The 11,479-nt window shown below is 46.6% G+C and carries 9 protein-coding genes and 1 tRNA gene; 7 read left to right on the forward strand and 3 right to left on the reverse strand.

Going from position 1 to position 11,479, the window contains the following annotated elements:
- Window positions 1-108 precede the first annotated feature (108 nt).
- The 6 genes from recJ (at window position 109) to aspS (ending at window position 9,468) form a co-directional block, all read left to right on the forward strand.
- A complete protein-coding gene (recJ, locus tag A8806_RS24040) occupies window positions 109-1,821 on the forward strand; it encodes a single-stranded-DNA-specific exonuclease RecJ (protein WP_109733705.1) in 1,713 nt (570 codons plus the stop codon).
- Window positions 1,822-1,934: 113 nt separating this feature from the next.
- On the forward strand, window positions 1,935-4,241 hold the full coding sequence (locus A8806_RS24045; protein WP_109733706.1) for a RelA/SpoT family protein: 2,307 nt from the start codon (window positions 1,935-1,937) through the stop codon (window positions 4,239-4,241).
- Between the two features lie 6 nt (window positions 4,242-4,247).
- Window positions 4,248-4,868, forward strand: a complete 621-nt coding sequence (locus A8806_RS24050; RefSeq protein ID WP_109733707.1) for an MBL fold metallo-hydrolase — start codon at window positions 4,248-4,250, stop codon at window positions 4,866-4,868.
- Between the two features lie 54 nt (window positions 4,869-4,922).
- Window positions 4,923-6,350: a coproporphyrinogen dehydrogenase HemZ gene (gene hemZ / locus A8806_RS24055; RefSeq protein WP_181368861.1), complete on the forward strand. Its 1,428-nt coding sequence runs from the start codon at window positions 4,923-4,925 to the stop codon at window positions 6,348-6,350.
- A complete protein-coding gene (hisS, locus tag A8806_RS24060) occupies window positions 6,341-7,606 on the forward strand; it encodes a histidine--tRNA ligase (RefSeq protein ID WP_109733709.1) in 1,266 nt (421 codons plus the stop codon). Before hemZ ends, hisS begins: the two co-directional genes overlap by 10 nt.
- 77 nt (window positions 7,607-7,683) lie before the next feature.
- Complete coding sequence (gene aspS / locus A8806_RS24065; protein ID WP_109733715.1) at window positions 7,684-9,468, forward strand: aspartate--tRNA ligase; 1,785 nt, start codon at window positions 7,684-7,686, stop codon at window positions 9,466-9,468.
- 57 nt (window positions 9,469-9,525) lie between these two features.
- Here aspS and A8806_RS24070 read toward each other — a convergent pair whose 3' ends face one another.
- Window positions 9,526-9,789: a helix-turn-helix domain-containing protein gene (locus A8806_RS24070; RefSeq protein ID WP_242996257.1), complete on the reverse strand. Its 264-nt coding sequence runs from the start codon at window positions 9,787-9,789 to the stop codon at window positions 9,526-9,528.
- A gap of 273 nt (window positions 9,790-10,062) precedes the next feature.
- Between A8806_RS24070 and A8806_RS24075 the strand changes: the two genes are divergently transcribed.
- Window positions 10,063-10,135 (forward strand) — tRNA-Gly (locus A8806_RS24075).
- Between the two features lie 132 nt (window positions 10,136-10,267).
- Here A8806_RS24075 and A8806_RS24080 read toward each other — a convergent pair.
- Together A8806_RS24080 and A8806_RS24085 are read right to left on the reverse strand one after the other, a co-directional pair.
- Window positions 10,268-10,486 (reverse strand): helix-turn-helix transcriptional regulator, encoded by a 219-nt coding sequence (locus A8806_RS24080; RefSeq protein WP_109733710.1) that lies wholly within the window; start codon window positions 10,484-10,486, stop codon window positions 10,268-10,270.
- 63 nt (window positions 10,487-10,549) lie between these two features.
- Window positions 10,550-10,741, reverse strand: a complete 192-nt coding sequence (locus A8806_RS24085) for a helix-turn-helix transcriptional regulator (RefSeq protein WP_109733711.1) — start codon at window positions 10,739-10,741, stop codon at window positions 10,550-10,552.
- Window positions 10,742-11,479 lie beyond the last annotated feature (738 nt).

Below are 11,479 nucleotides of genomic sequence, written 5' to 3' on the forward strand. Positions count from 1 at the left end.
CGTATATGCAGGAGGGGGCACCGCCGTGAATTGGCGGTGCCCCCTTTGCAGAATTAGATTACCCCACAGGTATTTCTGATAAAATTTTATACACAAGGAGGATAAAGGGTGGAAAAATGGTTTGTTTCTATGAAAAAAGCAGATTTTAACCAGATTGCCGAAAAGTACCGGATATCTCCGATTCTTGCAAGGCTGATCAGGAACCGGGATATGACGTCGGATCAGGAGATTGATTTTTATCTGAATGGCACGATCGCAGACTTATTTGATGGCATGCTTATGAAGGATATGGATAAAGCAGTAGAGATTTTGGCGGAGAAAATTCGTGAGGGAGCGCCAATCCGCGTAATTGGCGATTATGATATAGACGGTGTCAACGCGACATATGTACTTCAGGAGGGGATCGCGAAGCTTGGCGGAGATGTGGATACGGATATTCCGGACCGGATTAAGGATGGTTATGGGCTGAACCGTATGCTGATCGACCGGGCACTGGATGAGGGGATCGATACCATTATTACTTGTGATAACGGGATCGCTGCATCGGAGGAGATTGCCTATGGGAAGAAGCAGGGGCTCACAATCATCGTGACGGATCATCATGAAGTGCCTTATCTGGATGCCGGAAGCGGGCGGGAGTACCTTCTTCCACAGGCAGATGCGGTCATTGACCCGCACCGTGCAGACTGTGACTATCCGTTTAAGGGACTGTGCGGGGCGGCAGTTGCCTACAAGCTGGTGGAGGCATTATACGAGGTGATGCAGCGCGATGTGGACGATGTGGATTACCTGATGCAAAATGTGGCAATTGCGACCGTCGGTGACGTGATGGACCTTGTCGGTGAGAACCGGATTTTTGTAAAGCAGGGTCTGGAAATGCTGAAACGAACGAATAATCACGGCCTGAAAGCACTGATGGAATGTACGGGTGTGCCCGTGGACCGTCTGTCAGCTTACCATATTGGTTTTGTAATCGGGCCGTGCATCAACGCAAGCGGCCGTCTGGACACTGCAAAACGGGCACTTGAGCTTTTAAATGCGCCGAACCGCCGTGAAGCGGTCATGCTGGCGGAAGACTTAAAAGCCCTGAATGACAGCCGCAAGGAGATGACCGAAAAGGGTGTCGAAGAAGCTGTGGAGCAGATCGAAAATACTTCTATGGGTGAGGATAAGGTTCTCGTTATCTATCTTCCGGACTGCCATGAGAGTATAGCCGGGATTATAGCGGGAAGAATTAAAGAGAGGTATTACAGGCCGACCTTTGTTCTGACGGCAGGTGAGGAAGGTGTGAAGGGCTCGGGACGTTCCATCGAGGCCTATAATATGTTTGAGGAAATGTGCAAATGCCGAGCCCTGTTTACTAAGTTCGGCGGACATAAGCTGGCGGCGGGGCTTTCCCTCAAAGAGGAGAATGTAGGGCGGTTCCGGGAGGTGATTAATGAGCTTGCGGACCTGTCTGAGGAGGACATGTTGCCGAAGGTTTCTATAGACATGCAGCTTCCGCTTCCTTATGTGACGGAAGAACTTGTTTCCGAACTGGAACTTTTAGAACCGTTCGGCAAGGGAAATACGAAACCCGTGTTCGCAGAAAAAAATCTGAAAGTAATCAGCCCGAAAATTATCGGCAAGAATCAGAATGTTCTAAAGTTCAGGGTACAGGATCAGCGGGGCAATCAGATGGAGGCAGTTTATTTCGGTGATGCTGCCGCATGTATGGAGTATATGCGGGGGAAACCGGAGATGTCGTTTACCTTTTATCCGTCAATAAACGAATATATGGGAAACCGTACGCTTCAGATTACGGTGACCAACTACCAGTAAGGTCATTTTTTGGCGTTTTTGCGCCATTTTCTGTTTGAAATAGTTTGAAAAAAATAAAAATGATGGTATACTTAGGAATATGAAACTTACGATGGAAGAAAGGGGGAATTGATATGGCGGGGACTCCGGAATATGAATTGCTGAATATGAATCTGGAGATCGTAGACGGGCATGCCGTAAAAGCGCCCGAAGATTATCAAGACCCTGAACAATTATATCAGGCCTTGATTGCCAGAGTCAGGAAATATCATCCGTCTGCGGATATTACAATGATTGAGAAAGCATACAGGGTCGGAAATCAGGCACATAACGGTCAGGTGCGCAAGTCTGGCGAACCTTATATTATCCATCCTCTGTGGGTCGGGATTATTCTGGCGGACCTTGAGATGGATAAGGAGACGATCGTGGCAGGCATGCTGCACGATGCAGTAGAAGATACGGAGATGACTCTCGAAGACGTGGCGAAAGAATTCGGAGATGAGGTTGCACTTCTCGTGGATGGTGTCACAAAATTGGGACAGTTGTCCTATTCCCAGGATAAACTGGAGGTTCAGGCGGAGAATCTGCGGAAGATGTTCCTTGCAATGGCAAAGGATATCCGTGTCATTATCATCAAACTGGCTGACCGGCTCCACAATATGCGGACGCTGGAATTCATGGTTGAGGCCAAACAGAAGGAAAAGGCAAGGGAGACGATGGACATTTACGCGCCCATCGCGCAGCGCCTCGGTATCTCCAAGATTAAGACAGAACTGGACGATCTGTCATTAAAGTATTATCAGCCCGAAGTATATTATGACCTGGTAAAAGATTTAAATGAGAGGAAGACTGAGCGCGAGGATTTTGTACAGCAGATCGTGGCGGAAGTTTCTTCACATATGAGGAATTCTCATATTAACGCGAAGGTATACGGACGTGTAAAGCATTTCTTCAGTATCTATAAGAAGATGGTGAACCAGAATAAGACTCTGGATCAGGTATATGACCTGTTTGCAGTCCGCATCATTGTTGATTCGGTGAAGGACTGCTATGCGGCCCTCGGTGTAATTCATGAGATGTACACACCGATACCGGGCCGATTTAAAGATTATATTGCCATGCCAAAGGCGAATATGTACCAGTCCCTCCACACGACACTGATGGGGCCGTCAGGACAGCCGTTCGAGATTCAGATCCGCACCGAGGAGATGCACAAGACCGCTGAGTACGGTATTGCGGCACACTGGAAATACAAGGAAAGCGGAGACTCCACGAAGAGTGTGAAGGCCCAGGAGGAAGAGAAGTTGAGCTGGCTGCGCCAAATTCTGGAGTGGCAGCGTGACATGTCAGACAACCGGGAGTTTTTAAGCCTGCTCAAAGGTGATTTGGACCTGTTCGCGGAGGATGTATACTGCTTTACCCCAAACGGTGATGTGAAGAACCTGCCGAATGGTTCGACGCCGGTTGATTTTGCATATGCGATCCACAGTGCGGTAGGTAATAAGATGGTCGGCGCCAGAGTAAACGGAAAGCTGGTGAATATAGACTATAAGATCCAGAATGGTGACAGGATAGAGATTCTGACTTCCCAGAATTCCAAGGGCCCGAGCCGGGACTGGCTGAATATCGTTAAGAGCACACAGGCAAAGAATAAGATCAACCAGTGGTTTAAAAAAGAATTTAAAGAAGACAATATCGTGCGCGGCAAGGAGTTGATTAATGCCTACTGTAAGGCGAAGACGATTAGTCTGACGAATATCATGAAGCCGAAGTACCAGCAGATTGTGCAGAAGAAGTACGGTTTCAGAGACTGGGATGCCGTTCTGGCTGCGCTGGGGCACGGCGGGCTGAAGGAAGGCCAGGTTGTGAACCGCCTTGTAGAAGAGTACGAGAAGGAACACAAGAAGACGATCACGGATGAGACGATTCTGGAGAAGATTTCAGAAGCGAATAATCAGAAAGTCCACATTGCCAAGTCCAAGAGTGGTATTGTTGTAAAAGGAATCGATGATATGGCGGTACGTTTTTCGAAATGCTGTAATCCGGTTCCGGGAGACGAGATTGTTGGATTTGTCACCCGCGGGCGCGGAATGTCGATCCATAGGACGGACTGTGTGAATATGCTCCATCTGTCAGAGAAGGAAAGAGAACGCCTGATCGATGCCGAATGGGAAGAGACTGCAGAGGCGGAGAGCGGCGGGCAGTATCTGGCCGAGCTGAAGATGTATGCCCATGACAGGCAGGGACTTCTGATGGACATTTCTAAGATCTTTACAGAGGCGAAATTAGACGTGAAGTCCATGAATATCCGTACCAGTAAGAAAGGCACAGCCACACTGGACATGGGATTCATCGTGCACGGACGGGATGAGCTGAACAAAGTAATTGAAAAACTGCGCCAGTTAGACGGCGTGATGGATATTGAACGAACGGCAGGTTAAGTTAAGATGAAGATAGAAAAGTTTGTAATAGGTATCATAAGCACGAATTGCTATCTTGTGCAGAATGAAGAAACGAAGGAATGTATCCTGATAGATCCCGCGGTTTTGAGGGCGGAGATTGTGAGCCATATTAAGAACCAGGGGCTGAAGCTGACAGCCATTCTGCTGACGCACGGACATTTCGACCACATCATGGGTGTGGACGGATTCCTGGAGGAATTTCCGGTTCCTGTATATGCGCATGAAAAAGAGGAGGCACTGCTTGGCGATGCTTCGTTGAACTCATCCTCCACATACGGGCGGGCATATACATTTTCGGATGCCATATATGTGAAGGATAAGGAGAAGCTGAACGCAGCGGGATTCGATATAGAAGTTATCTATACGCCGGGGCATACCATCGGAGGCTGCTGCTATTATATTCCGGCAGAAGGGGTGCTGTTTTCGGGGGATACTTTATTCTGTTCCTCCATCGGCAGGTCAGATTTTCCGACAGGGAATGCGGGACAGCTGATCCGTTCCATTCAGGATAGGCTGATGTGCCTTCCGGATGAGACAAAGGTATATCCGGGCCATATGGATGAGACGACGATTGCTTTTGAGAAGAAGAACAATCCGTTTCTTTAATATAGGGAACCAGATTGCGAATGAATAGCAGAAAGCGGGATTTTTAAAACTATTATGATTGAAATAAGCAGTAAAGATACACTGTATATGTATAATTTATATCATATCACGAAGGCCTTTTTCCCGAACACGGAGATCGGGCAAAAGGTGGATGAAGGGCAAGAACCTCTGGTAAAACTAACGTTGGAAGGGGGCTCTTGCTTTTCCATTACCGAAGGTGAAATCAACGCCCTTACGGACCGGCAGGAGCGCAAGAAGTTTGTGACCAGACATGTGTATGACTGGCTGTCCAAAGAGACTGGGATACAGCTTGCGTGGGGTATGCTCACCGGCGTAAGGCCCACGAAGCTCATCATGCAGCAAGTGGAAACAGGAATGCGTGAAAAAGAAATTATTCAGTTTCTGAAAAAAGAATACGCGGTCAGCGCGAAGAAGGCACAGCTCGGACTGGAGATTGCAAAGAGAGAAAAGGCGCAGCTGGACCTTCTGGACTATGACAATGGGTACAGTCTGTATGTGGGGATCCCGTTTTGTCCGAGCATCTGTTCCTACTGTTCTTTTAGTTCCTCACCTCTCGAAAAATGGAAAGACCGGATTGACGCTTATATGGACGCGCTTTGCAGGGAGATTACGGCAATTGGCAGGGCGGTACAGGGTAAGAAACTGAATACCATTTATATAGGCGGCGGGACTCCGACGACCCTTGAGGCGGATCAGCTGGAACGGCTGCTTATGCATCTGGGGGACACCTTTTCTTACGGGGAACTGAAGGAGTTTACGGTAGAAGCCGGCAGACCAGACAGTATCACAAGGGAGAAACTAGAAGTGCTTTCCCAGTATCCGGTAACGCGTATTTCTATCAACCCGCAGACCATGCAGCAGAAAACGCTGGATGAGGTGGGGCGCAGACATACTGTTCAGGATGTGAAAGATGTGTTCCATATGGCGAGGAAACTTGGATTTGACAATATTAACATGGACCTGATTGCAGGACTGCCCGGTGAGAATGCAGGGGATATGCGTGATACCTTAAGACAGATAGAAGCACTGGGGCCAGACAGCCTGACCGTACATGCGCTCGCAATCAAACGGGCTGCCCGTCTAGGACAGGAACACTGCCGGATTGACCTGCACAGCGAGATTGAACAGATGGTGGAGGACAGCGCCGGGGCGGCAGAGAGGATGGGACTTGTGCCTTATTATCTGTACCGGCAGAAGAATATTGCGGGAAATTTTGAAAATGTTGGTTACGCAAAGGTTGACAAAGCCGGAATATACAATATACTTATTATGGAAGAAAAACAGACAATCCTTGCGGCAGGGGCAGGTTCTTCTACAAAGATCGTGCTCCCGGAGAAGGTACAGATGGAGAACGGGAAGAAGAGCAACCTGGTCAGGATTGAGAATGTGAAAGACATTACGGAATATATCGGCCGTATTGACGAAATGATAGAGCGAAAAGGAGAATGGTTATGGCGTTAAAGAAGAAACCGGTCACCGGAATGAAGGACATGATGCCCGCTGAGATGGAGATCAGAGATTACGTGATAGGACTCATCAAAGAAACTTACAAAGCATTTGGATTTTCATCCATAGAGACTCCCTGTGTGGAACATATTGAAAACCTGTGCAGCAAGCAGGGCGGGGATAATGAAAAGCTGATTTTCAAGATACTAAAAAGAGGCGAAAAGTTAAAGATCGATACAGCACAGACAGAGAGTGACCTGGTTGACGGGGGACTGCGTTATGACCTGACCGTGCCGCTGTCACGGTATTATTCAAATAATGCCAACGACCTCCCGTCACCTTTCAAGGCACTGCAGATGGGGAATGTGTGGCGCGCCGACAGACCGCAGAGAGGGCGTTTCCGTCAGTTTATGCAGTGTGACATCGACATTTTGGGCGAACCGGGCAATCTCGCGGAGATCGAGCTGATTCTTGCGACATCCACGCTGCTTGGAAAGCTGGATTTCAGAAATTTCACGATCCGCATCAATGACCGCAGATTTTTGAAGGCGATGGCGGCTTACAGCGGATTCAAAGAAGAAGACTACGAGAATGTATTCATTATACTGGACAAGATGGACAAGATCGGCATGGACGGTGTTGCATCTGAATTAGAGGAGTGCGGATATGAGAAAGAATCGGTGGAAAAATATCTTCAGCTTTTCAAAGAAATTACAAACAACGTGGAGGGCGTACGCTACTGCAAAGAGAAACTGGAAGGCTTTCTCCCGGATGAAGCAGCGTCTTCACTGGAAATGATTATTACAAGTGTGGAAACGGCCAGAGAGGCTGATTTCAAGATCAGCTTCGACCCCACACTCGTACGTGGAATGTCCTATTATACCGGGACTATTTTCGAAATCTCTATGGACGAGTTCGGCGGTTCTGTAGGCGGCGGCGGACGTTACGATGAGATGATCGGGAAATTCACGGGACAGAATACCCCTGCGGTAGGTTTCTCAATCGGGTTCGAACGAATTGTCATGCTCCTGCTGGAAAGAGGCTATCAAGTGCCGACAAGCAGGTCTAAAAAGGCGTTCCTCATCGAGAAGAACATGCCTCAGGAAGGCATGCTGAAAGTATTAAGCCTTGCAAAAGAAGAACGCGCGGCAGGAAAACAGGTCATGATCGTTAATATGAAGAAAAATAAAAAATTCCAGAAAGAACAATTGGTGGAGCAGGGGTATGAAGACATCGTTGAATGTTACCGCGACTCCATAAATGAACTGTAAATGTGAAAAAAGTGTGACGGGGGTCTGACCCCTTTGCAAAAGGGTCAGACCCCTCTGAAGAAGAGAGGATGGAAATTATGGCAGAATCAATGAAGGGCTTGAAGAGAACTCACCGCTGTGCGGAGCTGTCAAGCGTAAATACCGGTGAGAAAGTGACTGTAATGGGATGGGTTCAGAAGAACCGGAATAAAGGCGGCATTGTGTTTGTGGACCTCCGTGACCGTTCCGGTATCCTGCAGATTGTATTTGAAGGCGAAGATAAGGCAGAACTGATCGAAAAGGCGGCAAAACTCCGGAGTGAGTTTGTTATCGCAGTTGTAGGTAATGTTGAAGCCCGAAGCGGGGCAGTGAACGAGAATCTGGCTACCGGTGAGATTGAAATAAGGGCAGAGGAACTGCGGATTCTTTCAGAATCAGAAACCCCTCCGTTCCCGATTGAAGAAAACAGCAAGACGAAGGAAGAACTCCGTCTGAAATACCGTTATCTGGACCTGAGAAGGCCGGATCTCCAGCGGAACCTGATGATGAGAAGCAAGGTTGCGACTCTGACACGCCAGTTCCTGTCAGAGGAAGGGTTCTTAGAGATTGAGACACCGGTGCTTGGAAAGAGTACGCCGGAAGGCGCAAGGGATTATCTGGTACCGAGCCGTATACATCCGGGCAGTTTTTATGGACTTCCGCAGTCACCACAGCTGTTCAAGCAGCTGCTGATGTGCTCAGGATATGACCGTTATTTCCAGATTGCAAAATGTTTCCGTGACGAGGACCTGCGTGCCGACCGACAGCCTGAGTTTACACAGATCGACATGGAACTTTCTTTTGTGGATGTGGACGATGTGATTGATGTGAATGAGAGGCTTCTGGCGAAGTTGTTCAAAGAAGTTCTGGATGTGGAGGTTACACTCCCGATTCCAAGAATGACCTGGCAGGAAGCGATGGACCGTTATGGCTCTGACAAGCCGGACACCCGTTTCGGCATGGAGCTGACAGATGTAACGGATACGGTAAAGGATTGTGAATTTGTTGTCTTTAAAGGCGCTATTGAAAACGGCGGAACTGTCCGGGGCATCAACGCTAAGGGACAGGGCGGCATGCCGCGTAAAAAGATCGACAAGCTGGTTGATTTTGCAAAGGATTTCGGGGCAAAGGGACTTGCCTATATTGCACTCCAGACGGATGGGACGGTGAAGTCATCGTTTGCAAAGTTCATGACAGAAGGGCAGATGCAGAACCTGATCCAGGCAATGGCCGGAGAGCCGGGAGACTTACTTCTCTTTGCAGCAGACAAGAATAAAGTTGTCTGGGATGTACTTGGGAACCTGCGTCTGGAAATTGCGAAACAGATGGAAATCCTGAATAAGGATGAATATAAGTTTGTATGGGTCACAGAGTTCCCGCTTCTCGAGTGGAGCGATGAACAGAACCGTTTCATGGCAATGCACCATCCGTTTACCATGCCGATGGAGGAAGACCTTAAGTACATCGATGACGATCCGGGAAGGGTCCGTGCCAAAGCTTACGATATCGTACTGAACGGGAACGAGATCGGCGGGGGAAGCGTCAGAATCTTCCAGAATGATATTCAGGAAAAGATGTTTGAAGTGCTTGGGTTCACAAAAGAACAGGCATATGAGCAGTTCGGTTTCCTTCTGGATGCGTTTAAATACGGTGTGCCCCCTCACGCAGGCCTTGCATATGGCCTGGACCGTATGGTCATGCTCATGGCAAAAGAGGACAGCATCCGTGATGTCATGGCATTCCCGAAGGTAAAGGATGCTTCCTGCCTGATGACGGAAGCACCAAGTGAGGTTGATGATAAACAGCTTGAGGAATTGGGACTGGAAAAATGCTCTGCTGAATAAAGTTGAGGATAAGGTCGTTCAGTGTCGATTATCAATAAAATAGAAGTCAGATAGGCCTTAGATTTTCGGAATATTCTTTTCAGAATCGGAAAGTGCCGGCGAGGCAGGGCGAAAATCCCTGTCCACCAGCACGTCAAGGCTTACATGAAATGCGTCTGCAATTGATATTAGGATAAAAATATCAGGGAGACGTTTCCCGAGTTCATAAGCGGATAAAGTGGCACGATGCAGGTTGATCTTTCGAGCTAAATTTAATTGTGTCATGTTGCGTTCTTTGCGCAGCCGTCTAATATTTCGGCCAATCGTATCATTAGTTATCATTATTTTCACCAAATTTTTGCACGGAGTTATTAAATTCTATGTTCATTCTATATGATAGCCTGTGAAATTACAAATGGAAAAGCGTGGTAGGCGGGCATCATAATGATGACATGGTTATGCGTTAGTAAGAAATAAATAATCGGGGGAGAAATCCAAACTGAGCAAAAAATTAGAAATTTAAAAAAAATATAAAAAACTTTAAAAAATGTGTTGACAATCTGAACTTCATATAGTATAGTAATTATTGTTCCGGTCAGGAAATATACAACATACGCGATAGTGGCTCAGTTGGTAGAGTACGACCTTGCCAAGGTCGGGGTCGCGGGTTCGAATCCCGTCTATCGCTCTTAAGGCTTTAGAAAGAAAAGACAAGTGTTAGGTAATCGGTTTAGAGACGATTATTTAACACTTGTTTTCATTTCATAGGAAAGTTCATTTTATGAAACAAAGTGAAGCAAACAAAAAGACGGAGCCCCGGTTAATGGTGCCCGGTTCTCCGCCCTATCAATTCATCGATAGTTATATTGTAGATGTCCGCCATCGCCCATAAAGTATAGATATCCGGGATGCGGCTTCCTGTCTCATATGTAGACACGGTCTGGCGTGTCATATTCAGCGGCTTTGCCAGATCAACCTGAGTCATTCTGCGGGCCGTCCGATACATTCTCAGCCTGTTTCCTAGTTCTTTTTCTGTCATATCCTTCACCAACCATTTTTTACTTTAAGTAATATCACCCTTGTATGCAAATATACGCGTTCTTTAAAGAACAAATATATTCTCAACAGGGATACCAAGTGCCTTGGAGAGAAGAAGTGCAGTCTCTACGGATGGATTCGTTGTAGTACCAGATTCAATTGCTGATATTGTAGTTCTTGGAACACCGCTCAATCTGCTCAGTTTTTCCTGAGACCAGTCTTTTTCCCAACGTATTGCTTGCAGTCTATTGTTCATATATTTACACACCTGGTTAATTATTTAGTATGCGTAAATCCCAGCCTTCGTTTACATACCAAATATTACCACATAAAGATGACCGATATCTGTCGACTTTTTTTGACAAATTTCGTAAGGTTCCATAAATTCAGTTGTTATATTAACGAGGGACTATTTTTGTCTATAGAAAAGAGACTTGAAACAGGTCTCTTCATGATAGCCGGGGTACTGCCAGTTGTTATGAAGTTAAGACTGTTTAATATTGTATGTTATTAATAATTTTTTTATTTATAATACTTTCTCATGTATTCATTTAGAATACCATCTTGTTTTAGAAAATTAAAGAACTATTTATATCTTTTCACTTTGTAATCATTATCGGTACCGATTCGACGGCACCGTGTATTTTTGTGAGACTGTTTATAAACGTGCCTGTGATCACTAAATTAGTTTGTGCATATCCAGATGTTCTCGTGAATTCCAAAACTGAACCCTGTATGCAAGACTAAATCCCACGTACCATTAAAAAACGTACTGATTTAAAGAAATTTTTCATCACATTTGCGCCATTACGTGCTAAAATAAATATGAATTTATAAGAAACTCCATAAACCGGGTACAGCAAACAGACCTCTGGGAGATCGACTTGCAAGACTAACTCCTACAGGTCGGACATGATGATGTGAAAGTTGTCCGGGATATGGTGGCTTGTATTTTTATCGTTTAATGCTTAAGCAGCTTCGGGCTTAGTACCAC

The sequence above is a fragment of the Faecalicatena orotica genome (assembly GCF_003149245.1).
Taxonomy (GTDB): domain Bacteria; phylum Bacillota; class Clostridia; order Lachnospirales; family Lachnospiraceae; genus Faecalicatena_A; species Faecalicatena_A orotica.

Excerpts from the sequence above, each read along its gene's own strand:
- A8806_RS24045 (WP_109733706.1), top strand. The coding sequence starts at position 1,935 with ATGGCGGGGACTCCGGAATATGAATTGCTGAATATGAATCTGGAGATC.
- A8806_RS24050 (WP_109733707.1), top strand. The coding sequence starts at position 4,248 with ATGAAGATAGAAAAGTTTGTAATAGGTATCATAAGCACGAATTGCTAT.
- hemZ (WP_181368861.1), top strand. The coding sequence starts at position 4,923 with ATGATTGAAATAAGCAGTAAAGATACACTGTATATGTATAATTTATAT.
- hisS (WP_109733709.1), top strand. The coding sequence starts at position 6,341 with ATGGCGTTAAAGAAGAAACCGGTCACCGGAATGAAGGACATGATGCCC.
- aspS (WP_109733715.1), top strand. The coding sequence starts at position 7,684 with ATGGCAGAATCAATGAAGGGCTTGAAGAGAACTCACCGCTGTGCGGAG.
- A8806_RS24070 (WP_242996257.1), bottom strand. The coding sequence starts at position 9,789 with ATGATAACTAATGATACGATTGGCCGAAATATTAGACGGCTGCGCAAA.
- A8806_RS24080 (WP_109733710.1), bottom strand. The coding sequence starts at position 10,486 with ATGACAGAAAAAGAACTAGGAAACAGGCTGAGAATGTATCGGACGGCC.
- A8806_RS24085 (WP_109733711.1), bottom strand. The coding sequence starts at position 10,741 with ATGAACAATAGACTGCAAGCAATACGTTGGGAAAAAGACTGGTCTCAG.